This window comes from Pseudomonas sp., from assembly GCF_046581935.1.
Lineage (GTDB): Bacteria > Pseudomonadota > Gammaproteobacteria > Pseudomonadales > Pseudomonadaceae > Aquipseudomonas.
In genome coordinates, this window is the sequence record NZ_JAYGFK010000014.1 from 496,300 (window position 1) to 521,311 (window position 25,012).

At 58.2% G+C, this 25,012-nt stretch carries 24 protein-coding genes and 1 pseudogene; 16 read left to right on the forward strand and 9 right to left on the reverse strand.

Features of this window, described 5'->3' with window-relative positions; translation table 11 throughout:
• Nucleotides 1-201: 201 nt before the first annotated feature.
• Together fabG and VCA57_RS13195 are read left to right on the forward strand one after the other, a co-directional pair.
• Entirely contained in the window at nt 202-975 is a 774-nt protein-coding gene (gene fabG / locus VCA57_RS13190; RefSeq protein WP_411185479.1) for a 3-oxoacyl-ACP reductase FabG, read from the forward strand.
• Nucleotides 975-2,291 carry an aspartate aminotransferase family protein gene (locus VCA57_RS13195; protein ID WP_411185480.1) on the forward strand — a complete coding sequence of 439 codons (1,317 nt, stop codon included), beginning with the start codon at nt 975-977 and terminating at the stop codon, nt 2,289-2,291. The genes fabG and VCA57_RS13195 overlap by 1 nt, the downstream gene beginning before the upstream one ends.
• A 44-nt stretch (nt 2,292-2,335) precedes the next feature.
• Here VCA57_RS13195 and VCA57_RS13200 read toward each other — a convergent pair whose 3' ends face one another.
• Nucleotides 2,336-2,545, reverse strand: coding sequence for a cold-shock protein (locus tag VCA57_RS13200; protein WP_298114370.1), 210 nt, complete (start codon nt 2,543-2,545; stop codon nt 2,336-2,338).
• Between the two features lie 324 nt (nt 2,546-2,869).
• Between VCA57_RS13200 and dcd the strand changes: the two genes are divergently transcribed.
• The gene (dcd, locus tag VCA57_RS13205; RefSeq protein ID WP_108488079.1) at nt 2,870-3,436 is read left to right on the forward strand and encodes a dCTP deaminase; all 567 of its coding nucleotides are present in this window, start codon (nt 2,870-2,872) and stop codon (nt 3,434-3,436) included.
• A 102-nt stretch (nt 3,437-3,538) separates the two neighbouring features.
• Here dcd and nadE read toward each other — a convergent pair whose 3' ends face one another.
• The 5 genes from nadE to VCA57_RS13230 form a co-directional block, all read right to left on the reverse strand.
• Nucleotides 3,539-4,366, reverse strand: coding sequence for an ammonia-dependent NAD(+) synthetase (gene nadE, locus VCA57_RS13210; RefSeq protein ID WP_411185481.1), 828 nt, complete (start codon nt 4,364-4,366; stop codon nt 3,539-3,541).
• Between the two features lie 465 nt (nt 4,367-4,831).
• Nucleotides 4,832-7,345 carry a penicillin acylase family protein gene (locus VCA57_RS13215; RefSeq protein ID WP_411185524.1) on the reverse strand — a complete coding sequence of 838 codons (2,514 nt, stop codon included), beginning with the start codon at nt 7,343-7,345 and terminating at the stop codon, nt 4,832-4,834.
• 147 nt (nt 7,346-7,492) lie between these two features.
• Nucleotides 7,493-7,957 (reverse strand): DUF2489 domain-containing protein, encoded by a 465-nt coding sequence (locus tag VCA57_RS13220; RefSeq protein WP_411185482.1) that lies wholly within the window; start codon nt 7,955-7,957, stop codon nt 7,493-7,495.
• A gap of 7 nt (nt 7,958-7,964) precedes the next feature.
• On the reverse strand, nt 7,965-8,174 hold the full coding sequence (locus VCA57_RS13225; protein ID WP_411185483.1) for an SEC-C metal-binding domain-containing protein: 210 nt from the start codon (nt 8,172-8,174) through the stop codon (nt 7,965-7,967).
• A 6-nt stretch (nt 8,175-8,180) separates the two neighbouring features.
• On the reverse strand, nt 8,181-8,672 hold the full coding sequence (locus tag VCA57_RS13230; protein ID WP_411185525.1) for an LEA type 2 family protein: 492 nt from the start codon (nt 8,670-8,672) through the stop codon (nt 8,181-8,183).
• A 112-nt stretch (nt 8,673-8,784) separates the two neighbouring features.
• On the opposite strand from VCA57_RS13230, the gene VCA57_RS13235 reads away from it, so the two are divergent.
• Nucleotides 8,785-9,354: a hypothetical protein gene (locus VCA57_RS13235; protein ID WP_411185484.1), complete on the forward strand. Its 570-nt coding sequence runs from the start codon at nt 8,785-8,787 to the stop codon at nt 9,352-9,354.
• Nucleotides 9,355-9,399: 45 nt separating this feature from the next.
• Here VCA57_RS13235 and VCA57_RS13240 read toward each other — a convergent pair whose 3' ends face one another.
• Both VCA57_RS13240 and VCA57_RS13245 read right to left on the reverse strand, forming a co-directional pair.
• Complete coding sequence (locus VCA57_RS13240) at nt 9,400-9,870, reverse strand: YchJ family protein (RefSeq protein WP_411185485.1); 471 nt, start codon at nt 9,868-9,870, stop codon at nt 9,400-9,402.
• A gap of 4 nt (nt 9,871-9,874) precedes the next feature.
• A complete protein-coding gene (locus VCA57_RS13245; RefSeq protein WP_411185487.1) occupies nt 9,875-10,372 on the reverse strand; it encodes a DUF6231 family protein in 498 nt (165 codons plus the stop codon).
• Nucleotides 10,373-10,810: 438 nt separating this feature from the next.
• Between VCA57_RS13245 and VCA57_RS13250 the strand changes: the two are divergent.
• The 3 genes and pseudogenes from VCA57_RS13250 to VCA57_RS13260 form a co-directional block, all read left to right on the forward strand.
• A pseudogene (locus VCA57_RS13250) lies at nt 10,811-11,164 on the forward strand (OmpA family protein); the annotation flags it as partial.
• Between the two features lie 301 nt (nt 11,165-11,465).
• Complete coding sequence (locus VCA57_RS13255; protein WP_411185488.1) at nt 11,466-11,780, forward strand: DUF1145 domain-containing protein; 315 nt, start codon at nt 11,466-11,468, stop codon at nt 11,778-11,780.
• The gene (locus tag VCA57_RS13260; protein ID WP_411185489.1) at nt 11,773-12,534 is read left to right on the forward strand and encodes a collagen-like protein; all 762 of its coding nucleotides are present in this window, start codon (nt 11,773-11,775) and stop codon (nt 12,532-12,534) included. Before VCA57_RS13255 ends, VCA57_RS13260 begins: the two co-directional genes overlap by 8 nt.
• Before the next feature lie 51 nt (nt 12,535-12,585).
• On the opposite strand, the gene VCA57_RS13265 is transcribed toward VCA57_RS13260, so the two are convergent.
• A complete protein-coding gene (locus VCA57_RS13265) occupies nt 12,586-13,050 on the reverse strand; it encodes a CopD family protein (RefSeq protein WP_411185490.1) in 465 nt (154 codons plus the stop codon).
• 164 nt (nt 13,051-13,214) lie between these two features.
• On the opposite strand from VCA57_RS13265, the gene dinG reads away from it, so the two are divergent.
• From dinG to VCA57_RS13310, 9 genes are all read left to right on the forward strand, one after another.
• Nucleotides 13,215-15,359 (forward strand): ATP-dependent DNA helicase DinG, encoded by a 2,145-nt coding sequence (dinG, locus tag VCA57_RS13270; RefSeq protein WP_411185492.1) that lies wholly within the window; start codon nt 13,215-13,217, stop codon nt 15,357-15,359.
• 185 nt (nt 15,360-15,544) lie between these two features.
• Entirely contained in the window at nt 15,545-17,701 is a 2,157-nt protein-coding gene (locus VCA57_RS13275) for a beta-agarase (RefSeq protein WP_411185526.1), read from the forward strand.
• A gap of 111 nt (nt 17,702-17,812) precedes the next feature.
• Complete coding sequence (locus VCA57_RS13280; RefSeq protein WP_411185493.1) at nt 17,813-18,961, forward strand: serine hydrolase domain-containing protein; 1,149 nt, start codon at nt 17,813-17,815, stop codon at nt 18,959-18,961.
• Nucleotides 18,962-19,053: 92 nt separating this feature from the next.
• The gene (locus VCA57_RS13285) at nt 19,054-19,725 is read left to right on the forward strand and encodes an OmpA family protein (protein WP_411185495.1); all 672 of its coding nucleotides are present in this window, start codon (nt 19,054-19,056) and stop codon (nt 19,723-19,725) included.
• 136 nt (nt 19,726-19,861) lie between these two features.
• Nucleotides 19,862-20,509, forward strand: a complete 648-nt coding sequence (pdxH, locus tag VCA57_RS13290) for a pyridoxamine 5'-phosphate oxidase (protein WP_411185497.1) — start codon at nt 19,862-19,864, stop codon at nt 20,507-20,509.
• A 67-nt stretch (nt 20,510-20,576) separates the two neighbouring features.
• A complete protein-coding gene (locus tag VCA57_RS13295) occupies nt 20,577-21,674 on the forward strand; it encodes a CdaR family transcriptional regulator (protein ID WP_411185498.1) in 1,098 nt (365 codons plus the stop codon).
• 145 nt (nt 21,675-21,819) lie between these two features.
• Nucleotides 21,820-23,178, forward strand: coding sequence for a GntP family permease (locus VCA57_RS13300; protein ID WP_411185499.1), 1,359 nt, complete (start codon nt 21,820-21,822; stop codon nt 23,176-23,178).
• 110 nt (nt 23,179-23,288) lie between these two features.
• On the forward strand, nt 23,289-24,431 hold the full coding sequence (locus VCA57_RS13305; protein ID WP_411185500.1) for a glycerate kinase: 1,143 nt from the start codon (nt 23,289-23,291) through the stop codon (nt 24,429-24,431).
• Nucleotides 24,432-24,526: 95 nt separating this feature from the next.
• Entirely contained in the window at nt 24,527-24,991 is a 465-nt protein-coding gene (locus VCA57_RS13310; protein WP_411185501.1) for a glycine zipper domain-containing protein, read from the forward strand.
• Nucleotides 24,992-25,012: the final 21 nt, after the last annotated feature.

Sequence of the window (25,012 nt, forward strand, 5' to 3'; positions counted from 1 at the left end):
ACGGACAAAGGATGTGTCGATCATGCCCCTGGCCAGCATGCGCGGCTTGACCGCAGGCCGCGATGATTTGACGTCGCAGCACAGTGACGCTGCGGACTGGCGTGGATTTGATTCTGGGCGAGACAAGTTGTTGTCTACGGTCAACTGCCTGGATCACTGCCGGCAGCATCATCGCGTCATTCATTCAGCGGAGAGAACGCGATGCTTACCTCGCTCAGCGGCAAAAGTGTTCTGGTCACCGGGGCCAGCAGCGGTATCGGTTTGGGAATCGCCAGGGTGTTTGCCCGGCAGGGCGCGCGCGTTGCCATTAGCGCCCGCCATGCCGGCAAGTTGGAGGAAGTTGCGGCTGGATTGCGCGGCGAAGGTTTGCAGGTGCAGGCCTTCGCTGCCGATGTGGCGGATAGCGCGTCGGTCAAAGCGATGGTCGCAGAGGTTGTTGAGGCGCAGGGCGGTATCGATGTGTTGTGCAGCAATGCCGGGATTTTCCCTTCAGGCACTCTGGATGAGTTGACTGCCGAAGACTGGGATCATGTACTCGGCATCAACGCCAAGGGCAGCTTTCTTTGTGTTCAGGCCTGTTTGCCGTTTCTGCGCAAGGCCGAGTACGGGCGGGTCATCCTGACCTCCTCGATCACGGGCCCGGTGACCGGTTTTCCCGGTTGGGCGCACTACGGCGCGAGCAAGGCGGCGCAGCTCGGCTTTATGCGTACGGCGGCGATCGAACTGGCCCGCGACAACATCACGATTAATGCCGTATTACCGGGCAATATCCTCACTGAAGGTTTGCTTGATATGGGCCAGGCGTATGTCGACAGCATGGCGTCGTCGGTACCCTTGAAGCGCCTCGGCAATGTTGAGGATATTGCCTATGCGGCGTTGTTCTTCGCCTCCAAGGAGGCCGGCTATCTGACCGGGCAAAGCCTGATCATCGATGGCGGGCAGATTCTCCCTGAATCGCTGGCGGCGTTAGCCTGATGCTTAAGGTCAATGCCTTTGAGGCCCATCAAGCTGAGCATTTGCCGGCGCAGCAGCAGGCACTGATCGCCCGCCGCCAGCGTCTCCTTGGGCCTGCATACCAGTTGTTCTACGACCAGCCGCTGCATTTGGTTCGCGGTGAGGGCGTGTGGTTGTATGACGCTGCCGGCTGCCGTTACCTGGATATGTACAACAACGTGGCTTCGGTGGGGCATTGTCATCCCCATGTGGTCGCCGCGCTGGCACGCCAGGCCGGGCAACTGAATACACACACGCGCTATCTGCATGAGCAGGTGCTGGATTATGCCGAGCGTTTGCTGGCGAGCATGCCGTCGGCGCTGGGTAACCTGATGTTTACCTGCACGGGCAGTGAGGCGAATGACCTGGCTCTGCGCGTTGCCCGCGATTTTACCGGTGGCAGTGGCGTTATCGTCACTCGCTATGCCTATCACGGCATCACGGCGTCGATTGCCGAGTTGTCGCCGTCGATGGGTGAGTATGTGGCCGTGTCGAATACGGCGCGTTTGGTCGAGCCGCCATACTCATGTCCACAGCAACCCGAGCAGGTCGCCAAGCAATTCGCCGAGCAGGTGCGTGGGGCGCTGGCGGATATGCGCATGCATGGCATTCGGCCGGCGGCGTTGCTGGTGGATACCTTGTTTACCAGCGATGGGGTATTTGCCGATCCTCCTGGGTTTCTCGCCGAGGCGGTGGCATTGGTGCGCGAGGCGGGTGGGCTGTTTATCGCCGATGAAGTGCAGGCTGGTTTTGCCCGCAGTGGTAGCCATATGTGGGGGTTTCAGCGTCATGGCCTGGTGCCGGATCTGGTCAGCATGGGCAAGCCGATGGGCAATGGTCATCCCTTGGCGGGGTTGGCGGTGCAACCGCAGATTCTCGAACGTTTCGGCCGCAATGCCAGTTACTTCAACACCTTTGGCGGCAATCCGGTGTCGGCAGCGGTAGGTATGGCTGTGCTGGATGTGATTGAAGGCGAATCTCTGCAAGCCAATGCTTTGCGCGTCGGCCGGTTGTTGATGGAGGGCTTGCTGGCACTGTCAGCGCGTTACGCAATGCTGGGCGAGGTGCGCGGTGCCGGGTTGTTTCTCGGCGTAGATATCGTTGATGCGCAGGGCGAGGCCGATGGGCCAGCGGCACGGCGGCTGGTTAATCTATTACGTGAGCAGGGGGTGTTGATTGGTGCTGCTGGTATTCACTCGAATATCCTGAAGATTCGCCCACCGTTGTGTTTCGCCGAGGAGCATGCGCAGTTGTTTTTGCACACGCTGGCAGGTGTGCTCGACAAATTTCAGGCATAAAAAAACCCCGCCGAGGCGGGGTTCTTTCTAGCAGTTAAAGCAGGTTATACAACCTGAACTTCTTCTGCTTGCATGCCTTTCTGACCACGAGTGGCCACGAAAGTCACTTGCTGGCCTTCTTTCAGGCTCTTGAAGCCATCGCTTTGGATAGCTTTGAAGTGTACGAACAGATCGTCACCGGATTGTGGAGTGATGAAGCCGTAGCCTTTTTCATCGTTGAACCACTTAACGGTGCCAGATTGACGATTGGACATATGAATGTCTCCTAACAAAAGTAATAACAGCCCTGGAAAAGCCCAGGCCGGGACTGAGTGCAACGAGTACTAGGAGTCGGACGATGTTTGATCGAAATCTAGGCATCAAGTAGCGATTCGCGGTGACACATGCAGCACAGTGGGCTCACCATACCCGCTTTTCGCGCTAAGCGCGAATCCTCTGTGCATCTTTTTGTTATTTACCGATCTACAGAATTCATATCTTCCATGGGCACACTCTGGCTCATCAATCTTTGAACCCTGCCGTCAGCCCCGGTAAGATGCGTGCACTTTTCATCTCTCGCCTAGTACAGGACACCCGCCATGAGCATCAAATCGGATAAGTGGATTCGCCGCATGGCTCAAGAGCACGGCATGATCGAGCCTTTCGTTGAACGCCAGGTGCGCAATGAGGGCGCTGAGCGGCTGATCTCCTATGGGGTTTCCAGTTACGGTTATGACGTGCGCTGCGCCGATGAATTCAAGGTGTTCACCAATATCAATTCGGCCACCGTCGACCCAAAGAACTTTGATGAGAAAAGCTTTGTCGATGTGAAGAGTGATGTCTGCATCATTCCGCCGAACTCGTTCGCTCTGGCGCGCACTGTGGAGTTCTTCCGTATTCCACGTGATGTGCTGACTATCTGCTTGGGCAAGAGCACGTACGCGCGCTGCGGCATCATCGTCAACGTGACCCCGTTAGAGCCCGAGTGGGAAGGCCACGTGACCCTGGAGTTCTCCAACACCACCACCTTGCCAGCGAAGATTTACGCCAATGAGGGCGTCGCGCAGATGTTGTTCCTGCAATCTGATGAGGCCTGTGAAGTGTCTTACAAAGATCGCGGCGGCAAATATCAGGGGCAGTTGGGCGTTACCTTGCCAAGGGCCTAATAAATAGGCGAAGCAATAAAAAGCCGGGCGGCGATGCCCGGCTTTTTATTGCCTGCGGTTTTTACGGTACGCCCCTGGCAGCGCAAAAGCTTTCAGCGATTCTTACGGTACCAACGGCAGCTCGCGCTTGTGGCGAGTGTTGTCGTAGGCACGCACGATGACCGCGTAGGCTTCCTCGCGTACCGCTTGGCCGTGCAGGAACGCGTCGATTTCCGCATAGCTAACGCCGTGGGCTTCCTCGTCGGGTTTGCCGGGGCGTAGTTCTTCCAGGTCGGCGGTTGGCACCTTGAATACCAGGTTTTCCGGCGCACCTAGGTGCTTGGCAATGGCACGTACTTGGCCTTTGACCAGGCCAGAGAGGGGAGCGAGATCGCAGGCGCCATCGCCAAATTTGGTGAAAAAACCCATCACCGCTTCAGCTGCATGGTCTGTACCAATCACCAGGCCGTTGTTGGCGTTGGCAATCGCGAATTGAGCAACCATACGGATGCGTGCCTTGACATTACCGACTACAAAGTCGCGACGCGCATCGCTGAGTTTTTGTAGATGGGCAACCTGCTCACCTAGTCCTTGCACGCTATCAGCGATATTCACCGTGTCTTCTTCGTCGGCACGGATAAATTGCAGTGACGCCTGAGCGTCATGTTCGTCGTGCTGAGTACCGTGGGGCAGGCGTACAGCGATAAAGCGATAATCCGTATCGCCGGTTTCAGTGCGTAACTCTTCAACTGACAGCTGTGCTAAGCGGCCAGCGGTCAGTGAGTCGACACCGCCACTGATGCCCAGGACCAATACCTTGAGGCCGGAGTTCTTCAGGCAGTTCTTAATAAATGCTTTACGTCGGTCGATCTGTGCGATCAGTGCCGCGTCGTCAGCGAAGGGCGGTACCACATCGAGAGCGGCGGCAATTTCGGCTTGGCGGTTGCTCATTTCAAAGTCCTCACGGGGAGCAGAACACATGGCTTATGCAGGTCGCGTGGCAGAAATGCCCGGCTTTATGGCATCAAGCGTTATGACAAGGGCAAAGCTTACGTTGAACTGGCTGTGAAGTGCACGCTAGGAGTCTGTCGGGCTTGACCGTTCGTAGCGAGGGAAAGTCCGGATCAAGTCAGTTTTGTTGGTCTTTCGAGGCGAATAGCGAGCTATTTAACGAGAACGAGCAGCAAAAATGGCCGAGTCCGGCTTTTGCACAGTAGAACAGTGTTAAGCCCGACAGGCTCCTAGAGGTTCACACAGGCGCTATGAATGTGCCTGGTGACTAAATCGCAGGTAAAAGAAAGGGCGCTATAAGCGCCCTAAAACGATGATCTGTGGAGTAAGTCCATTTACTCAGAGCGGCATCCAATGAATTGGTTCAGTGGATGCCGACGAACGGTAATCTGTTGGTGCCGCGCTTCAGTTCGCGGGCATCAGCAGTAAGCGCTTGTTGCCATACACCTTGTCGAGGTTCTGGGACTGGAATGGGAAGCTCATATAGCTGCCCTTGAGCCAGGCGTCGATGCCGTCGGCATAGTGCTTGCTGGCTGGGTTGCCGGATTGGCCGGAGCTGTTGAGGCCGATTAGCGGTTCCTCGCGGCCAAAGTCAACGACGATGCGCATGGCTGGGATCAGCCAGGTATCAAAGTTTTCGCCCCAGTTGTAAGCCGCCACATTCAGTGTGCTGTGATCGCCGCCAGCCGGGTAGGGGCCGCGGTCCAAGTAACCCTTGATGGCATTGATACTGCTGCGCTGGCTGGCGCTCATGTACTGCGCCAGCTGGGTGGTCTCGGTGGTCCAGTTGTAGGTGTGTAGCTTGCCCCACTGCCAGGCACTGCGTTCACTGCCCAGCTTGCTTTCCAGCAAGGTGATGGCGCCTGCCAGGCTACGCGCCAGAATGGTCGGCTTGTCTTCCTGTTGTGTCGTGCGGATATCGTTCCAGAACGGGCTGTCTTCACGGCCAAGCAAGTGGTCAGCCTGGGCGGAGTAGGAGCTGTTGGCCGTTTCGACCAGAGCCTTCCACGCCGGATTGCTTTCTGGGCCCAGCTCGTCAAGAAAGGTCTCCCGCGCACTTTGGTAAAGGAAGGCGCTGTACAGCGCGGCGTCCGCTGAGTTGGCAGCCATCTTGCCGTCGAACTTCATCAGCCGGCTGTAGGCCTCGTGCGCCTTGTTGCGTTCGGCTATCGGCAGGGCAGCAATTGCCGCTTTCAGGCTTTCGGCCATGCCTGGCGTGCTAAACATGTTCTGCAGTTTGGCGACGAAGGGCGAGGTCTGGTCGTATTGCATGGCGATCATGCTTTGGGTGTCATGTCGCCCGGTTGCTGCCAGTTCGGCAATGCGTTCGGCGCGTTCCGGGTAATACCAGGAATTGGATAGTTGCATGCCATAGCCGCGCGGTACCGTACGGTGGTTGGCGGTGCCTAGCCAGCCTTGTGGCGGGTCTTGGTCGTAGGGGTGGAGCATTGGATCAGCGAAGCCGTCCCACTCGTACTGGCTATCCCAGCCGGGGGAGGGCATCAGCCCCAGGCCCGCGCGACGATTGGGGAAGCGTCCCGTCACTTGCCAGCCGATATGCTGAGCGTCGGCAAATACGATGTTCAGCGGCATGGCGCGTATTTCGCGGGTAGCTTCAAAGGCTTGCTCGACTGACTGCGCGCGCGACAGATCGAAGAAGGCATCCAGGGTTTTGTCTGCTTCGAGTTGAGTGGTTTTCAGCGCCAGGCCATAGCGGCTGGACAGCTGCATGGGTTGCAGCGCGTGCTTGCGTTCTCCCAGTACCGAATTTAGCAGTGGGCCGTGGCGGGTTTCGAAGATGGTTTCGCGAATCGGCCGCTGGCCCTTGATGAAGAAGGTCTCCTGGCGCTCCTGGGCGAGCAGCCATTTGCCGTCGGCCAGGTACTGCAAGTGACCATTTTGTTGTTTGACCTGTTCGAGGAATAGGTCCTGGTTATCCCCCATTACCATGGTCATGCCCCAGCCCAGCTTGCCGTTGAAACCGGCCACCACGGCCGGTACACCTGCAATCGACACGCCGGCGGCCTGGTATTTCGGTGAGCGGATCTGTACGAAGTTCCATACCGACGGCATCGATAGCGGTAAGTGCGTGTCGTTGGCCAGCAGGCTCTTGCCGCTGCGGGTGCGTTGAGGCGCGAAGGCCCAGTTGTTGGAGGCTGCCACGCCAAGCATATGTGCATCAGCAAATTGACTAACGGCCGAGCTGACAGCACTCAGGTCTGCCAGTTGACCATTGAGATCAAGTCCTTTGAGTTTGGCGGCTTCTTCAAACGGCAGCGGTTCGTCGGGATAGGTTGGCAGCAGCCAGGCCAGTTGCTCGCTGCCGACTTTTTGCGCCAGTACCAGCGAGGCAAGTTCTTCCTGCAGGTTCACTGACAGGCCGAAGTTCAGCAAGCAGAACACCAGTACGGAGTCTTCGGCTTTCCAGTAGGCCGGCTGATAGCCGGACTCTGCAAGATCCATCGGCAGCTTGTCGCGGTAGCGGAACAAATATGCGTTGACGCCGCGGGCATAGACGTCGAAGAAGCGCTTAATGCGTGGTGAGGCGTTGCTGTACAGCACCTCTGCGCTCTTTTTCAGGTTGACCGCACGCATGAACCGGTCCATCTCCAGCACGCCAGGACCGGCCATCTCGGCCAGTCGGCCTTCTGCCATCAGGCGTAACCCCATCATCTGACTGAGGCGATCGCTGGCATGGACATAGCCCAGGGCGAAAAGCGCATCGTGGAAGGTGGTGGTTTCGATCAGCGGCATGCCCAGCGGGTTGCGGCGAATCACCACGCTCTGCGCCAGGCCCTTGATCCGCACGATGCCCTGGTCTGGGGCCACACTGTTGCTGTAGCGGCTATTCAGTAATGATTGACAGCCACTGAGCGCGACCACCGCCGTGAGTACGGCTGCGAGGCTGAGGTGGGCCATGGGGCGTAATGCGCGCGCTAGCATGCAGCAGACTCCTTGCGGGTAAGTGGTGCTCAAATGGGCTGTGTTCTGGGAAACGTGCGGTGTGGGTAGACGTATTACGTTAGATAGTGGCTATGCACCTGACAAGAAGCTTGGCCCTTGGATTCAGGCGCTTTGGCGCAATGGTGGCAGCGCTTCGTCGAGCAGCCAGCGCGCGGTCGCTCGTGCGGCTGCTTTGTGTTGTAGCTCAAGTTCGCTAAAGCGCTGCTCATGTTGCCGGCGCACGCTTTTTTCCAGCGCCTTCCAGTCGGCGTGGGTCGGCACATCTGCCGTCGCTGCAAAAAGCTGGTGAAAGACTGCGCAGCGCGGGTGCTGGCTTAGGGCGCTGTCACAGTTGTCCAGCAGCACTTTGATCCGAATAGCGCCTTCGATCAGCGGTAACTGGCCGTCGAGCAGGCTGTTGGCGAGGATGTGCAGGTCGCCAGCAAGGCGTACGCGTTGCGCATTGAGTGCTTCGGTCTGGGCTTTTTCCTTGGCCCAGACTCGCCGCCACAGATGCACCGCATAAATGCCAAGGGCCAGTACCAGTAAGCCGCTGGCAAGCAGTAAGAGCAAGCTGAGAGTGCTCATAGCTAGTTTATGCGCCGTGGCATTTCTTGAACTTTTTCTGGCTGCCACAAGGGCAGGGGTCATTACGGCCGACGTCTTTTAGGGCGTTACGCACAGGCTCTTGGTGGTCATGATTGCAATGTGGGCCATGCACGTGACCATGATTATGGTCGTGGTCGTGGTCGTGGTCGTGGTCGTGGTTGCAGTCAGGGCCGTGCACGTGTTCTTGCTGGGTCATGCGTTGTTACTCCGGGATGTGATCGCCGGGAATTATCTCGCCATTGCGCGACATGTGCACGCTCTGTCCGAACAACCAGCCGGTTTTTACCGCACCTTGCAGGCTGTAGGGGATGGGTTGGTCGGGTTTTTCCAAGGCTTTGACTATCTGGCGAAGGTGGCGCCAGAGGTTGGTGCGCACCGGGATGGAGAAGTTGTGGTGGCCATGAGCGGGCACTGTGAAGGAGACACTCGACTCCCCCTCGGCCAACTTGACCTGATTCAAATGCACAACGTAATCAAGCCCGCGTACCGGCAGGCTGAAATTATTGGGGTTATCGATGCGAAAGCGCAGCGTGAAATGCTGCTCCAACAATTTGGCCTTAACTACGTCGACTTTAACGAGGCGTACTTCCGGTGACTTGAGATCGCCATGAGAGGAACAACCGCTAAGGCCCGACAGGAGGCCAAAAAACATCAATAGGCTGAGAATTCTTATCGTTTGCGCCTGAGAAAACATTGCATACTCCGAATGACGCATCAGTGTAACAAGCAAGTGCTTGGCTGCCACCTGTTGTGACGGTAAAAAAACCTGCGCCATACTGAGCAACGATTAGGACAGGAGTATGACCATGGCTCGTTACGAAATTGCCTTCAGTGCGCAGTTGGCCCCGGGTGCCCAGCTGGAGTTGGTGAAAACCAACCTGGGTAAGTTGTTTCAGGCTGATGAGCAGCGTTTGGCGCTGTTGTTCTCGGGCCGACGTATCGTGATCAAAAGCAATCTGGATGCAGCTGGAGCGGAGAAGTACCGCTCGACCCTGGAACGAGCTGGGGCTGTGGTCGACGTGGTCGACATGGACGAACAGATTGAAGAAATCGAATTGACCTCTGTGCCAACAGCGGCGACTCCACCAGCTGCTGTGCCGGCTGCTGCGCGATCTTCTACCAGCAATAGTGTGGCGGGGCGCTTACACATAACCCCTCGTGATGAATATATGGCGGCTTTTGCGGATGTCGATGCGCCAGACTTTGGCATTGCACCTCTGGGCGATGATTTACAAGATGACAAAGCTGATGCTCCGGTTCCCACGCTGGATTTGTCGCAATTTAGCTTGGCACCCGTAGGCAGTGACATGGGCGAGCTTAAAAAAGCCCCTGCAGGTCCAGCACCAGACATCTCTCATCTGAAACTGCAGGAGTAGTCAGTACATACAAAGGGCTACTGGTGTAGCGCTGGTAGGCGCTGGTTAGAAATAGCTGGAACAGCACTTCTTGAATTTCAACCCGCTGGCACATGGGCAGGCGTCATTACGGCTCGTTTTCAATTCCACCGTCGGGTCGATGAAGTACCAGTTGCCGTCATGGCTGACAAATGCTGAGCGTTCGCGGTGACTCTGCTCGCCACTGCCGTCGCGCCAATAAGCTGTAAAGGTGACATAGGCGTGTTGTGGATCACCGCTCACTTCTTCTGTCGCTTCTACTGCCAGCCCGAGCCAGGTGCTGTTTTGGCTCCAGCTTTGGATGGCCTGCTGATCTAGCCCGCTCTGTTGCGCCGGGAGTGTGCTGCGTACCAGATAGTCAATCAGTCCGAGCGCATAGGCGCTGTAGCGCGAACGCATCAAGGCTTCGGCATTGGGGGCTGGCGTGTCGGCATGGTAAAGACCACAACACTGCGTCAGTAATTGTTGGCTGCCGCATGGGCAGAGTGCGCTGCTCATGGACTTACCACCAATACTTCCCAAAGTTTTCTGGGTTGGCCCAAAATTTTGCGTTCAACCAGTCGGGGACCTGCTTGTAGTCGAGCAGATCATAAGTGAAGAGGCTAAGTGTCTGTTCTGCGCGCTGGAAGCGCTCGCTGGCTTGTAAGGCCAGGGCAAAAAAGTCGGTTTCTTGCCAATCGCAGGCTTGCAGATCGGCGAGTACCGCGATGCGGCTGGCATTCAGGTTGCGAATACCGCCAAGCAACTGTAGGCCTATACGTTTATCAATATGCTCAAGGCAGTCGACTACTAACGCCAAGTCAAAGCGTTGTGCGGCCAACTCGGCAGGCAGTGCGCCGGCATTTGTATGAGCGATCTGGCAGTTTGGGTGAGCTGCGATGAAGGCATCGATGGCGGGCAGCTCACGGCTGCCGATGACTAACAGGCGTTCAGGGCTATAGCGGTCAAGAAGGGCAGCAAGGGCTTGCTGGGGTGTTCGGGATGACAGGGTTGCAGGCATGAAAAGTCCTCGTGCAGGTGCAGAAAGACTAACGTGCAACCTTCGTGCGGCATAGTGCGGATTGTGCTACCTATGTCTTTGCATATTCTCTGGCATATTTTGTTGCAGGCGTCTTTACTTGACCAGTATCGGTTTTTGGCCGATTTACCAATAGGAGACTTATATATGAGCATCACCAGGAAAGTATTACCCCTGATTGTCGCGAGTAGCTTTTTGAGTGGTTGCGCCGGGCTGCAAAAAACGGATTGGCCAACTTGCGCCGCAATTGGCGGTGTCGGCGGTGCTGCTCTGGGTGCAATTGAAAGCTCCAGCTGGGCCGGTGGCGGCGCTGTAGCCGGCGCGGGTCTGGCTGCTGCGTATTGCTGGGTGCATGGTGCCGGCGAAGAGCAGCTTGTTATGGTTGAAGAGGTTGTCGAAGAAGTGCCTATGGCCGAACCGGCTGAGGCTGTGCGTGTTGAGTTGGATGTTAAGTTCGACTTCGACAAAGCCATGGTCAAGCCAGAAAGCTACGGCGACATCAAAAACCTGGCTGACTTCCTGACCCAGTATCCACAAACCACCACCGTGGTTGAGGGTCATACTGACTCGGTAGGTAGCGATGCCTACAACCAGAAACTGTCCGAGCGTCGTGCTAATGCTGTGCGTGAGGTCCTAGTCAAGCAGTATGGCGTGGGTGCTGATCGCGTGAATGCTGTTGGTTATGGCGAAACTCGTCCTGTAGCAGACAATGCTAGCGCTGATGGCCGTGCTGTTAACCGTCGCGTAGAAGCTGAAGTAGAAGCGCGTCCTTGATCGCCTGAGTCCAGGCTTTCTGATGAATACAAGCCGGCCTGTCCAGGCCGGCTTGTACCGTCCGTAGTGTAGGCATTTGCTTCTGCGTAACCGGGTCGCCGGTGCTACAGAGGGTTGCTGCCACAAGTGTTATATCCATCCAGCGTAATTCTTCTTTCATATCCCAGTGCGTTTTGGTTGTGCTACAGCTTTCCGTAGCGGGAGAGATGCGCCACTCAATTAATAGGCTGGCTTATGTCGTCTAGCCGCACTCTCGCAAAGCGGTTAATGTGCGACAAAATAAAAACGACTTGGGGCGGGTATGAAGATATTTTTAACGCTGGGTAAAGCTCTCACAGCATTGTTCTGGGGTGTCGTGCTGGCGAATCTTTTACAACCCTTCGCGCAACCTTTCACCCTGCTGTTGAATGCGGCCGGCGCTTTTATTTTGCTGGCCCATGCTCTGGAGCTGTGGCTGTTCGAAAAGCGAATTGCCGCTAGCTCAAAGCCGGCTCTGGTGCGCGTGCAGGTCATGTTGTTCGGGGTTTTTCAGTTATTGGGCTTGTCGGGCGAGGCCACAGAGCAAGCTGTAGAGCAGCCTCAGGAAGAACTGCAATTGGAGGCTGGAAATGCGTAATTGGCTCGTGCTTGCTGCGCTCTTCAGTCCGTTGGTAATGGCTGGGACTGTCATAGAGGTTGAATCCAACTCGTTTATGCGGCTTCCCAGTAATACCAGTGTGTTGCAGTTGGACCGCCTGGAGATTGCTGACTACGGCACGCTATTGATTCCGGCGGGCTTGACTGAGCTGCGTGTGGCGCAACTGCGTCTGGGGCGCGATGCGCGTCTGGCAATTGCTCCGAGTGAGCAGGAATTACGCCTGGAGGTGGCTGCGGCTGAAATTGCCAGTGGCGCACAGATCAGTGCCCGTGGCGCTCAGGGGCGCAGTGAAAAGCCGGCGCTGCCAGGACGCAACCTCAGCTTGCGGCTACAGGCTGCCAATGTTGAAGGGCTACTCGTCGATGCTCGTGGCGGTGAAGGTGCTCCCGGTTATGCTGGGTTGGCTGGCGCGAATGGCAAGCCGGGCGGCTGTACGTGGGGCGAGGCTAGTCGCGGCCATGATGGCCTGGATGGCGGTGATGGCCAGCAAGGTGCAGCCGGAGGGCAGGTCCGTCTTGAGGTGCCGCAGAATTTCCCGCTTGAACTGTTGCAAGTGCGCCTTGATGGCGGCTCGGGTGGTTCTTCGGGTACGCCGGGGGCGGGTGGTCAAGGCGGTGTCAGTAAAGGTTGCTGGCTCTACAGCACCGCTGGTGCGAACGACGGCAAACCCGGTCAGGCTGGGCGTGCGGGTCAGGCTGGGCCGACTGGCGCTTTAAATGTCGTGCGATTCTAGCTCTGGCGAGATGCTTTGCCGCTGCCAAAGGCAGTGGCAAAGTACAACTGATTAGAAGCTTGGTCGTGCAGCGGCAATGCTGACCAGTAGCAAACCAATAATCAGATTAAAGCCGACCAAGCGGCGAATGTGGCCCAGTACAGCACCGCCAGCGCTCCAGTCTTCAGCTGCAACTGCACGGCGCAGTTCTGGTAGCTGCAAGGCCTGAATACGCAGAAACAACGCCAGCATGGCGATATATAGCCCCATCATGACGTGCACATAACGCGGTGCGCTGTCGAAACCGCTGAAACGCAAGTGCAGCATGCCCACGCCGGTAACAGGTAGCACAAGCACTGTCGCCCAAACCCAGTAGAAAAAACGCGTAAACACTTCCAGCCAGAGTTTCAGGCGTACCGGTGCTTCCAGTGCGGCAACAGCGGCTGGCCGCAGTACCATCCACGCGAAGAACATGCCGCCCACCCAGATCAGTGCGGCGAGCAGGTGCAGGCTGTAGACGAAGGCGTAAGGGGTCATGCAGGCACTCCTGATGGTTAAAAACTGATTGGCGATCTATTGCGCGCCGGTCGCGCTGCGTTAGAAACAGGCTCTAAGCGGTTCAGCGCAGGATCAATTAGCGCGCTATGATAGCCGCCGATTACAAACACTGAAAATTTATCCAGCCTTTTCGCCAAGACCTCATGCTCAGTACCGAACTCAAGTCCCAGATCCAGGGCGCCTATTCCCGTTTCCTCGAAGCCAAGTCGCTCAAGCCGCGCTATGGACAGCGCCTGATGATTGCCGAAATCGCCAAAGTGCTGGGGTCTATCCAAACTGATGACGAAGGTCGGCGAGTGGGTGATCCGGCCGTGGTGGCGGTTGAGGCTGGCACCGGTACGGGCAAGACCGTGGCCTACAGCATGGCGGCGATTCCTACGGCCAAAGCCGCCGGCAAGCGTTTGGTAATTGCTACGGCCACAGTGGCGCTGCAAGAGCAGATCGTGCACAAGGATCTGCCGGACCTGATGCGTAACAGTGGCCTGAACTTCAGTTTTGCCCTGGCTAAGGGGCGCGGCCGTTATATGTGTTTGTCCAAGCTGGATATTCTGCTGCAGGAAGGCCAGGCACAGAGCGCCACCGCCCAGTTGTTCGAGGAGGAAGGCTTCAAGATTGATGTCGATGAGCAGAGTCAGAAGCTCTTCACGGCGATGATCGAAAAACTAGCGGGCAATAAATGGGATGGCGACCGCGACAGTTGGCCGGAAGAGCTAGAAGACGCGCGCTGGTCGCAGCTGACCACCGATCATAGCCAGTGCACCAGCCGCCATTGTCCAAACTTTCAGCAGTGCGCTTTCTACAAGGCGCGTGAGGGCATGGGCAAGGTTGATGTCATCGTCACCAACCATGACATGGTTCTCGCCGACCTGGCATTGGGTGGCGGGGCAGTGCTGCCCGACCCGCGCGATACCCTTTATGTGTTCGACGAAGGCCATCACTTGCCGGACAAGGCCATCGGTCATTTTGCCCATTTCACCCGTTTGCGCTCGACCGCCGACTGGTTGGAGCAGACGGCTAAGAATCTGACCAAACTGCTGGCCCAGCATCCGCTGCCCGGCGATCTTGGCCGCTTGATCGAGCAAGTGCCGGAGCTGGCGCGGGAAATCAAAACCCAGCAGCAGTTCATGTTCGCCGCCTGCGAGCAGGTGGCCGAGTTCAAGCCCGGCGAAGATATGGAAGGCCGTGAGCGGCCGCGTCATCGCTTTGTCGGCGGCCTGGTGCCACCACACCTGATCGAGTTGGGTGTGGAGTTGAAGAAGGGCTTCTCCAAGCTCACTGAGCTTTTCACCGGAGTGGCCGAACAACTCAAAGAAGCCATGGATGGTGAGGCCACTGTTGGCATCGCCAGCCACCAGGCCGAGGAGTGGTACCCGTTGTTCGGCAGTCTGCTGGCCCGGGCGCAGGGTAACTGGGAACTGTGGCTGGCCTTTACCGCTGAAGATCCAGAGGAAAGCCCACCGATGGCGCGTTGGCTGACCCTGGCGGACAGTGGTGCGCTGTTCGATATCGAGGTTAATGCTAGCCCGATCCTGGCGGCTGAAACCCTGCGGCGCAACCTATGGAATGTCGCCTATGGTGCGCTGGTGACCTCGGCGACCCTGACCGCGCTGGGCACCTTTGACCGTTACCGCATGCGTGCGGGTTTGCCAAAAGTGGCCGTCACCGCGGTGGTGCCGAGCCCCTTTCATCATGCGGACGCCGGCGTGCTGCGGGTGCCCAATCTGAATGCTGATCCGCGTGATGCGGTGGTGCACACCGCCGCGATTATTCGCGAGTTACCGGGGCTGGTTGAAGGATCACGGGGGACTCTGGTGCTGTTCTCATCGCGCAAGCAGATGCAGGATGTGTTCGACGGTCTGGAGCGTGACTGGCGTAAGCGGGTATTTATCCAGGGCAACCTGTCGAAACAGGAAACCTTGAACAAGCACAAGGCGCGAGTCGACTCCGGCGAGGAAAGTGTGCTGTTCGGTTTGGCCAGTTTTGCCGAAGGTGTCGACCTGCCGGGCGCTTATTGCGAGCACGTGGTTATCGCCAAGATTCCCTTTGCGGTGCCGGATGACCCGGTCGAAGCCGCGCTGGCTGAGTGGATTGAGGCGCGCGGTGGTAACCCGTTTATGGAAATTGCCGTGCCCGATGCATCGTTGCGCCTGGTTCAGGCCTGTGGGCGCTTACTGCGCACTGAGGCCGATCGCGGCATCATTACGCTGCTCGACAGGCGGGTGGTTACCCAGCGTTATGGCAAGTCGATTCTTAACGCTTTGCCGCCGTTTCGTCGAGAAATCAGCTAAGCGCATGAACCTGTTGCGCTGGATGGCGTCTGAACGCCGCGCCACAATAAGCTTGCTGTACAACTGAGTTGGGTTGCCGCTGCGGGCTCTTTACCTGTAGTGGTCTTCATCATGTGGTAAGTCGAGGAGTTATGTTTGTGAAGGTTAAGCGCAGGCTGCAGGCGAGCGTTCTAGTGTCAGCGTTAATGGTTTGCTGCGGTGCGGCCTTGGCAGCGGAGCGTCAGGAGTTGTTCAACTTTGTCCGGCCGATTGATGCTGTGCAAGTTGCAACTCAGGATGCCGAGCTGCCCAGCCGCATCGGTGAACCAACTCCGCAAGGTGAGGTGCTGCGTCGGGTAACGTTCCGTCCGAGTGAGCAACCGAGCGTGCGCCTGACGCCACAAACGGGCAGTTGGAATTGGTCGCAGCAAACGCTGGTCAGCCTGCGCGTGCAGAACGCCATGGACTGGGCATTGACCTTGGATGTGTTGGTTGAGAGCAGTGATGGCCAGAAGCTGAACGCGCGCATCGCCTTACCTGCCGGCCCGGCGCAAACTTTGTTGATTCCCCTGCAGGCTACCTCGCCGCGCGATCATGGGATGCGGGCCGGGGTGCCGATGCCCTGGACGCACGATGGTCAGCGCCTGTTATTGGCCGATACGGTCAGTGGCGCGTTGGACCTGAGTAAAGTCAGTGCGGTAACCCTGTCCATCCCGCAGCCGCAAGCCGCGCAAGATATTCTGATCAGCCAGTTTAGTGTGAGCAACGAGCAGCTCTCGGCGGCGGCCTATGCCGCTATCGTCGACAGCTACGGCCAGTTCACTCGGGCGGATTGGCCGGGCAAGGTTAAGAACGATGAACAGTTGCAGCAGGCCGCTGGCCAGGAACAGAAACAGTTGCAGAGCTGGCTGGCTGAGCGCCCAGCACAGGACAAATTTGGCGGTTGGACGGGTGGCCAGCCATTTGAGGCCAGTGGTTTCTTCCGTACTGAAAAACGCGATGGTCGCTGGTATTTGGTGACGCCAGAGGGCAATCCGTTTTACTCGTTGGGCGTTAATGCGGTAACCACTGAGCAGAGCGCTACCTATGTTGAGGGGCGCGAGGCGATGTTTACTGGCTTGCCGAAATCAGGTGAAGCGCTGGCTAACTACTTCGGTACGTCCGATAGCCGCAGTGATACCGGGGCCAACCAGGGCCGGGTATTTGCCAGCGGTCGCTGGTTCGATTTCTACAAGGCCAACCTGCAGCGCAGCTATGGCCAATTTGACCCTGTCGCCTGGCGCGCACATAGCCAGGACCGCTTGCAGGCTTGGGGCTTCAATACCCTGGGAGGTTGGAGTGACGCGGGTTTTGCCGGCGATGAGCGCATGCCGTTCACGCTTTCGCTGTCGATCCGTGGTGACTACTCGACCATTAGCACTGGCGTCGATTGGTGGGGGCAAATGCCTGATCCGTTCGATCCGCGCTTTGCCATGGCGACTGAGCGTGCCGTGGCGATTGCTGCCCGCGATTACCGCGATAACCCCTGGCTGCTTGGCTACTTCGCCGACAATGAACTGGCCTGGGCTGGCCCAGCGGGTGATCCCAATGGGCGTTATGCCCTGGCTTACGCGACGTTACGCCTGAGTACCGATGTGCCGGCCAAACGCGCCTTTCTCAAGCAGCTGCGGGATAAGTACCGTAATCAAAGCGGCCTTTCGCGCGCTTGGGGGATTGAGCTACAGGCCTGGGAGTTGATGGAAGACCCCGGTTTTCAAGCGCCGCTGCCAAGTGCCGAGTTCCCTGCTATTGAGCAAGACATGCAGGCGTTTCTGCGCCTGTATGCCGACACCTACTACAAGACCATTTCCGACTCGCTCGATTGGCATGCGCCCAACCACTTGCTACTGGGTGGCCGCTTTGCCAGCAGCATTCCCGAGGCGGTGGATGCCTGCGCGCGTTTCTGCGATGTGCTGAGTTTCAATTTCTACACCCGCGAGCCTCAACAGGGCTATGACTTTGCCGCGTTGCGGCAATTGGACAAGCCGCTGATGGTCACCGAGTTCCACTTCGGTTCGCGTGATCGCGGGCCTTTCTGGGGCGGGGTTGCTGAGGTTTACAAGGAAGAGGAACGTGCGCCGGCTTATGCGCACTTCCTGAGTAAGGCTTTGGAGGAGCCGCAGATCGTTGGCGTGCACTGGTTTCAGTATCTCGATCAACCGGTCACCGGACGTTTACTGGATGGCGAGAATGGTCACCTCGGTTTAGTGGGAATCACCGACCGGCCTTGGGATGGTTTCGTCAAAGGCGTGAGAAAGGCCAACCAGAATGTGCCGAACATACTGCTCAAGCCTTTGCCGCAAATGCGTTCGGAAAAACCGTAAGGCGCTATTCGCGGGTTTGATAATGCACTTGCCCATCTTCTGCAGGGTTCATCGCAGAGGCTGGAGCTGAAACAATCCGCGAGCATTTGGCTGAGTTTGAGAGGGGGCAGGATGGTACAGGTACAGGGTTATTTCGATCTCAAGTTTGAGGCGCTGAAAGACGGCTTCGCCGCGTTGTTTGATGACCCGCAGGAGCGCGGCATGGCGCTCTGTGTGCAAGTGGGCGGCGAAACCGTGGTGGATCTGTGGGCCGGTGTGGCTGATAAAGAGGGCCGGCAGGCCTGGCACAGCGACACCATCCTCAACCTGTTTTCCTGCACCAAAACCTTTACCGCCGTCACTGCTTTGCAATTGGTGGCTGAGGGCAAGCTTGAACTGGATGCTCCGGTCGCCCGTTACTGGCCCGAATTTGCTGCCGCTGGCAAAGAGAAAATCACCCTGCGCCATCTGCTTAGCCATCAAGCCGGCCTGCCGGCCTTGCGCGCTTTGCTACCAGCCGAGGCGCTGTATGACTGGCAAACCATGACCACGGCGCTGGCGGCAGAGCAACCCTGGTGGGCTTTGGGCGAGGGGCATGGCTATGCGCCGATCACCTACGGCTGGCTGGTGGGCGAGGTGTTACGGCGCATCGAGGGGCGTGGGCCGGGCGAGTCAATCGTTGCGCGTACGGCCACGCCGCTGGGTTTGGACTTTCACTTGGGGCTGGCGGATGAGGAGTTTGATCGCGTGGCGAGCATCTCCCGTGGCAAGGGCAACATGGGTGATGCGGCGGCCCAGCGCCTGCTGAAAACCATGATGAGCGAGCCCATGGCCATGAGTACGCGGGCCTTTACCAACCCGCCCTCAATCATGACCAGTACCAACAAGCCCGAGTGGCGGCGTATGCAACAGCCGGCAGCGAACGGTCATGGCAATGCTCGTAGTCTGGCTGGTTTTTACAGTGGCCTGCTGGATGGGCGCTTGCTGGAAAGCGAGCTGCTCGACGAACTGACCCGCGAACATGCTGTGGGTGAAGATAAAACCTTGCTGACCCGCACCCGCTTCGGCCTGGGCTGCATGCTTGACCAGTCTGAGGTTGCCAACGCCACCTATGGCCTGGGCCCGCGTGCCTTCGGCCACCCTGGTGCCGGTGGCTCTATTGGCTTTGCCGACCCGGAGCGTGATGTGGCTTTCGGCTTTGTCACCAATAACTTAGGACCGTTCGTCTTGATGGACCCTCGTGCGCAAAAACTTGCGCGTCTATTGGCTGATTGTTTATAGCCCGCTCAGCTAAACTGCTGCGCAAATTGCCATGGCCTGCTGTCTGCGTTGGTCATGGCTGACTTTTTCGCTTATCACGATGTGGATCCCCAATGCTCTCCAACAAAACTTTCGCCATTGCCCTGTGTGTGCTGATCAGTGGTTGCAGTGTTTTCGAAAAACCTGCGCCGAAAGTCGTCGCCATGCCGCCACCTGCAGTCACTCAAGCCTGGCTGGACGTTTACGAGCCGAAGGTGCGTGAAGCGATTAAGGGCAGCCCGTTCGAGTTTGAGCGCCGTGAAAACCTGCTGGTAGTTACCGCGCCGGTGCAGGGCTCGTTCAACCCGGATCGTCCGCAAATGATGTTGCCGGTTACCTTGGGCCCGCTGAGTCGGATGGCCAAACTGCTGGAGAGCGATGAAAGCATTGGCGTGTTGATTCTCGGCCACGCCGACAGCAGTGGTGATGTGAATGCCAACCGTGATCTGAGCCAGCAGCGCGCCCGTGCGTTTACCTCAATCTTCCGCCTTAGCGGCCTTAAGCAGAATCGCTTGATGGTCAAAGGTCTGGGTTCCGACATGCCGCGTGCAGCCAACGACAGCCAGGAAGGTCGTGCGCTGAATCGCCGGGTGGAAATCATGCTGACTTCCAAAGACACCCTCAATGCATTGATTGCCAAATACAGCCAGCCAGCGACCGCCACTGCCGTAGCGGCAACACCGGCGATTGTCGGCAAAGACGCTAAGGTCGTTGCCAAGGCTGAAAAACCAGCGAAGAGCCAGTAACTCGCTGTTCTGCTTGTTGCTGCAGATCAAGCCAAATTAAGGGCTCGCGGGTAAGCTTGTGGCCTATTGCCGTTTGCTGTGACCTGCAGCGAAACGGCAGCAGACCTTCGCCGTATTTGTTCGAGAGGAATTGCCCGTGACTCAAACCCTGGCTGATATGCGCCGTGACTACACCCGTGATGGCCTGAGTGAAGCGCAAGCACCGCTTGAGCCATTTGCGCTGTTCGAGCAGTGGTTTGCAGAGGCAGTGAAAACCGAGCAATTACCGGTTGAGCCCAATGCCATGACCCTGGCAACCGTCGATGCTGAAGGTCGCCCGCATTGCCGGGTTTTGCTGCTCAAGGGGTTAGATAGCCGCGGCTTTACCTTCTTCAGTAATTACGACAGCGCCAAGGGCGAGCATTTGTCGGCCAATCCCTTTGCCGCTATGACGTTCTTCTGGCCTAGCCTGGAACGTCAAGTGCGTATCGAAGGGCGCGTTGAGCGGGTTACACCCGCCGAGTGTGATGCGTATTTTCAAGTGCGTCCGCTGGGCAGTCGTCTGGGTGCCTGGGCTTCACCGCAGAGTCAGGTGATTGCCGATCGGGCTGAGCTGGAAGGTCTGCTGGCCGAGACCGAGCAGCGCTTTCTTGATCGTGCGCCGCATTGCCCACCGCACTGGGGCGGCTATCGCTTGCTACCTGAACGCATCGAGTTTTGGCAGGGGCGCGCGAGCCGCCTGCATGACCGGCTCAACTACCGCCTTGAGGCCGATTGCTGGGCGCGTGAGCGCCTGGCACCCTGAAAGCCTGCCTTGACGCTCGATGCGCTCAGGCCCGCAAGTTTTGCCCTATCGCGCAGGATGACGATCCATGCTTGAGCTCGATTCCGCATTGGCGCAGCACATGGTTGATCGCGCTATGGCGATTTTGCCCTACAACATCAACGTCATGGACGCCCAAGGCATGATCATCGGCAGCGGTGATCCGGCGCGCCTGCATACTCGCCATGAAGGCGCGCAGCTGGTGTTGGCCAATCGCCGTGTGGTGGAAATCGACGAGCAGGCCGCTGCGTGCTTGCGCGGCGTGCGTCCTGGGGTAAACCTGCCGTTGCTGCATGCCGACCAACTGATTGGCGTGCTTGGCATCACCGGCACACCAGAAACGGTCCGGCCCTACGCCGAGTTAGTGCGTATGGCTGCCGAAATGTTGGTCGAGCAGCGCCAACTTCAGGCCGAGCGGCATTGGCAGCGGCATCAACTTGAAGCGTGGCTACGCCAGCTGTTTGACCCAGCCCAGCCTCTTGGCAGCCTGTCGGCAGAGGCTGAGCGCATTGGTTTGAAGTTGGTTTGGCCGTGCCAGTTGTGTCTGGTTGAGCTGGCCGAGGAGGGCGACCCTCTGCCACGCCAGGATAAGCTGCTTGCCGCGCTGTCGCACAAGACCGACTACCTCAGTGCGCCGCTTGGCTCGCGCGAACTATTCTGGTGTCGCTCGCTGGGTACACGTGATGATGACGCCTGGTTGAAGCATGCCGATGAGCGCGATTGGGCAGTCAAACGCCTGGTGCTTAGCGATCCTCTGCATGATTTGCACGAATTACAGCAGGCTTGCAGTGCGCTGCGTGATTTGCAGGCCTACGCCCGTGCGCAGTTGCCGAGCGTGCGGGTGTTGCGTTTGGAGGCGCTGCGCCTGCAAACGCTGCTCTATGCCCAGCGCCACAGCTGGTTATTGCAGGGCTGGCTGACCCCGCTCAAACGCATGGTTGCGCAAGACGCTAATGGCACGCTGCGTCAGACTCTGGAGGCCTGGTGCGCCCATGACGGGCAGATTCAGGTGTGCGCCGAGGCCTTGGGCATTCATCGCAATACTCTGCGTTATCGTCTGGAGCGGATCGCCGAGCTCAGTGGGGTGGAGGTGATGCGCCTGGACCAGCGCTTGCTGCTATCTCTGGGGTTGGGGTTGCTGGACTAAGCGCTTTACTGGGCGAACGCACAGTAACAAGCGTTTTGGCTGCGTATTTTTTGTGCGGACGTATCAGGCGTTTACAGTCCGTGCAGAGTAACAATGCTTCGCCCTCGGGCACCCACACCCATAACAACAATGAGGAGACCTTGGCATGGTCCTGGTCCTAATTCTGGTGGCGTTGATTGCATTCATCGTCCTCTCCACCACGCGCTTGAAACTGCACCCATTTTTAGCCCTGCTCGGTGCTGCACTGCTTGCCGGGTTCGCCTACCAAGTACCCACCGGCGAGATCGTCAAAACCATTACCAGCGGCTTTGGCGGCATTCTCGGTTATATCGGCATCGTCATCGCCCTTGGCACTATCATCGGGGTGATTCTGGAGCGTAGCGGCGCGGCCATTACCATGGCCGAAACCGTGATTCGCCTGCTTGGCGAGCGCTTTCCCACGCTGACCATGTCGATCATCGGTTACCTGGTATCGATTCCGGTGTTCTGCGACTCCGGCTTTGTGATCCTCAATTCATTGAAAAACGCCTTAGCGGCGCGCATGAAAGTGTCGGCAATTGCCATGAGCGTGGCCTTGGCTACCGGCCTGTATGCCAGTCACACCTTTGTACCGCCGACCCCAGGGCCAATTGCCGCCGCTGGTAACCTCGGTCTGGAATCTAGCTTGGGGCTGGTGATTGCCGTCGGCTTGCTGGTTTCCTTGGTCACCGCTCTGGCGGGTATGTTCTGGGCTAACCGGTTTATCGGCAAGGACATCGCCCTTGAAGACGATGGCTTGCCCTTACCAGCCGAGCAGGATTTTGCCGAGCTCAGGTCGCGTTACGGCACGCTGCCCACCCCGTTCCAGGCATTTGCGCCGATTTTCGTGCCGATTCTGCTGATCTGCATGGGCTCGGTCGCGGCCTTCCCGAGTAAGCCGCTGGGCGAGGGCGTGGTATTCGGCGTGCTGAACTTCCTCGGTCAGCCAGTCATTGCCCTGTTGGTGGGGCTGGCCCTGGCGTGCACATTGCTGCGCGGCAACGGTAAGCGTCAGCAACTGCATGACCGCGTGGCCGAGGGTATTCTCGCCGCCGCACCGATCCTGCTGATTACCGGTGCTGGTGGCGCGTTTGGTGCTGTGCTGAAAATCACGCCGCTCGGTGCCTACCTGGGTACTACGCTGTCTTCCCTGGGTATCGGCCTGTTCATGCCATTCATTGTGGCGGCTGCGCTGAAGAGCGCCCAGGGCTCAACCACTGTGGCGCTGGTCACTACCTCGGCGCTGGTTGCGCCATTGCTGGCGCAGCTTGGTCTGGACAGTGAAATGGGCCGTGTACTGACGGTGATGGCCATCGGTGCTGGCGCGATGACGGTTTCGCATGCCAACGACAGCTTCTTCTGGGTCGTCACGCAGTTCAGCCGCATGACTGTTGCCACGGCGTACCGTGCGCAAACCGTTGCTACGCTGATCCAGGGGCTGGTCGGTATTCTCACCGTCTGGTTGCTGAGCCTGGTGCTGCTGTAATCCCTCCTATACGGGCGCGTGGGCTTCTGATCGCCGCGCCTGGTCTATGTTCGCCGCACTGCCTGGATGGGTAGTGCGGGCGCGACGTCGCTGTCTTCGAGGTCTGATTGATGAAAATCGTAATTGCCCCCGACTCCTTCAAAGAAAGTCTCAGCGCGCCTCAGGTGGCCGATGCGATTGCTGCCGGCTGGGCATCCGTCTATCCGCAGGCTGAGTTATGCCTACGGCCGATGGCCGATGGTGGCGAGGGCACGGTGGATGCAGTGCTTGCGGCCACCGGTGGCGAGCGCCGCGAGCTTGAGGTGAGTGGCCCATTGGGGACTCCCGTACTGGCCCATTGGGGTTGGTTGGAGAGTGGTACTGCAGTCATCGAAATGGCTGCAGCCAGCGGTTTGCATTGGGTGCCACGCACCCAGCGCAATGCCATGACCAGCAGCAGTCGCGGTACCGGTGAGCTGATTCTGGCTGCGTTGGATGCCGGCGCGAAGCGCATTATCTTGGGCCTGGGTGGCAGCGCTACCAACGATGGCGGAGTCGGGTTGCTAGCGGCATTAGGCGTGCGCTTCCTTGATGACGCCGGATATGACTTGCCACCGGGCGGTGCCGCGTTGGCGCAGCTGGAACAGATCAACTTGACCGGTCTCGATTCGCGCTTGCTCAACGTGCAGGTCGATGTGGCTGCTGATGTCGATAACCCACTGTGTGGGGCGAAGGGTGCTTCAGCCATTTTCGGGCCGCAAAAGGGTGCCACTCCTACGCAGGTCGAGCAGCTTGATGCTGCGTTGGCGCGCCTGGCACATGTCGTCGCGGGGACTCTGGGTGAAGACTTCAGTCAGTTTCCTGGGGTTGGCGCTGCTGGTGGCCTTGGGTTCGCGGTTAAGGCTTTTTTACGCGCCCGCTTTCGGCCAGGAATCGAATTGGTGGCCGAGTTGTCACATTTGGCAGAGGCTCTGCAGGGAGCCGATCTGGTGATTACCGGTGAGGGTCGTCTGGATGCGCAGAGCCTGCACGGCAAAACGCCAGTAGGCGTGGCCCGCCAGGCGCAGGCTGCTGGAGTGCCGGTGGTGGCGTTGGCTGGTAGTCTTGGCGAGGGCTATGAACAGCTCTATGCGGCAGGAATTGACGCGGCGTTCAGCTTGACTCCCGGCCCTGTAAGCTTGGAGCAGGCCTGCGCCGATGCCGCTGTTCAGTTGCAGGCTCGTACCAGTGATATTGCGCGCTTATGGCGGTTGGCACAGGCTGTTCAGCGTTGATGCGGCAAGTAAATCTAAGATCATTTGCTTACAGCCGTGACAGTCTCGGGCTGGGCACTGTCTAATACGGCAAACCACCTGGAGGATTGCTCAAAATGCGTAAACCTACACTGCTCGTTATTACGTTTACTGCCCTGGCACTGACCTTGGGCGGTTGCGCCTCGAGCTTGACCGGCGACACTTACTCGCGGGATGAGGCGCGTACCGTACAAACCGTGCGCATGGGTACTATTGAAGCGCTGCGCCCGGTGAAGATCGAAGGCACGAAAACCCCGATTGGTGCAGGTGCCGGTGCGGTAATTGGCGGCGTGGCGGGTAGTGGTGTTGGCGGTGGTCGTGGTAGCGCCGTGGCGGCAGTGATCGGCGCGGTGGCCGGCGGCCTGCTGGGTGCGATGACCGAAGAAGGTCTTACCCGTACCCAAGGCGTAGAAATCACCGTGCGTGAAGATGACGGCAGCATGCGTGCTTATGTGCAGGCGGTTGAAGAGAACCAAATCTTCCGTGTCGGTGAGCGGGTACGCATCATGAGCGTAAATGGCACCAGCCGCGTTACTCACTAAGTCATCATCGAACCGGATCAG

Coding starts and splice junctions, on each gene's coding strand:
- VCA57_RS13235 (WP_411185484.1), top strand. CDS start 8,785: ATGGCTCGTTACGAAATTGCCTTCAGTGCGCAGTTGGCCCCGGGTGCC.
- dinG (WP_411185492.1), top strand. CDS start 13,215: ATGCTCAGTACCGAACTCAAGTCCCAGATCCAGGGCGCCTATTCCCGT.
- VCA57_RS13275 (WP_411185526.1), top strand. CDS start 15,545: ATGGTTTGCTGCGGTGCGGCCTTGGCAGCGGAGCGTCAGGAGTTGTTC.
- nadE (WP_411185481.1), bottom strand. CDS start 4,366: ATGAGCAACCGCCAAGCCGAAATTGCCGCCGCTCTCGATGTGGTACCG.
- VCA57_RS13240 (WP_411185485.1), bottom strand. CDS start 9,870: ATGAGCAGCGCACTCTGCCCATGCGGCAGCCAACAATTACTGACGCAG.
- VCA57_RS13305 (WP_411185500.1), top strand. CDS start 23,289: ATGAAAATCGTAATTGCCCCCGACTCCTTCAAAGAAAGTCTCAGCGCG.
- fabG (WP_411185479.1), top strand. CDS start 202: ATGCTTACCTCGCTCAGCGGCAAAAGTGTTCTGGTCACCGGGGCCAGC.
- VCA57_RS13300 (WP_411185499.1), top strand. CDS start 21,820: ATGGTCCTGGTCCTAATTCTGGTGGCGTTGATTGCATTCATCGTCCTC.
- VCA57_RS13200 (WP_298114370.1), bottom strand. CDS start 2,545: ATGTCCAATCGTCAATCTGGCACCGTTAAGTGGTTCAACGATGAAAAA.
- VCA57_RS13220 (WP_411185482.1), bottom strand. CDS start 7,957: ATGAGCACTCTCAGCTTGCTCTTACTGCTTGCCAGCGGCTTACTGGTA.
- VCA57_RS13285 (WP_411185495.1), top strand. CDS start 19,054: ATGCTCTCCAACAAAACTTTCGCCATTGCCCTGTGTGTGCTGATCAGT.
- dcd (WP_108488079.1), top strand. CDS start 2,870: ATGAGCATCAAATCGGATAAGTGGATTCGCCGCATGGCTCAAGAGCAC.
- VCA57_RS13255 (WP_411185488.1), top strand. CDS start 11,466: ATGAAGATATTTTTAACGCTGGGTAAAGCTCTCACAGCATTGTTCTGG.
- VCA57_RS13215 (WP_411185524.1), bottom strand. CDS start 7,345: ATGGCCCACCTCAGCCTCGCAGCCGTACTCACGGCGGTGGTCGCGCTC.
- VCA57_RS13230 (WP_411185525.1), bottom strand. CDS start 8,672: ATGTTTTCTCAGGCGCAAACGATAAGAATTCTCAGCCTATTGATGTTT.
- VCA57_RS13265 (WP_411185490.1), bottom strand. CDS start 13,050: ATGACCCCTTACGCCTTCGTCTACAGCCTGCACCTGCTCGCCGCACTG.
- VCA57_RS13245 (WP_411185487.1), bottom strand. CDS start 10,372: ATGCCTGCAACCCTGTCATCCCGAACACCCCAGCAAGCCCTTGCTGCC.
- VCA57_RS13280 (WP_411185493.1), top strand. CDS start 17,813: ATGGTACAGGTACAGGGTTATTTCGATCTCAAGTTTGAGGCGCTGAAA.
- VCA57_RS13225 (WP_411185483.1), bottom strand. CDS start 8,174: ATGACCCAGCAAGAACACGTGCACGGCCCTGACTGCAACCACGACCAC.
- VCA57_RS13310 (WP_411185501.1), top strand. CDS start 24,527: ATGCGTAAACCTACACTGCTCGTTATTACGTTTACTGCCCTGGCACTG.
- VCA57_RS13195 (WP_411185480.1), top strand. CDS start 975: ATGCTTAAGGTCAATGCCTTTGAGGCCCATCAAGCTGAGCATTTGCCG.
- VCA57_RS13295 (WP_411185498.1), top strand. CDS start 20,577: ATGCTTGAGCTCGATTCCGCATTGGCGCAGCACATGGTTGATCGCGCT.
- VCA57_RS13260 (WP_411185489.1), top strand. CDS start 11,773: ATGCGTAATTGGCTCGTGCTTGCTGCGCTCTTCAGTCCGTTGGTAATG.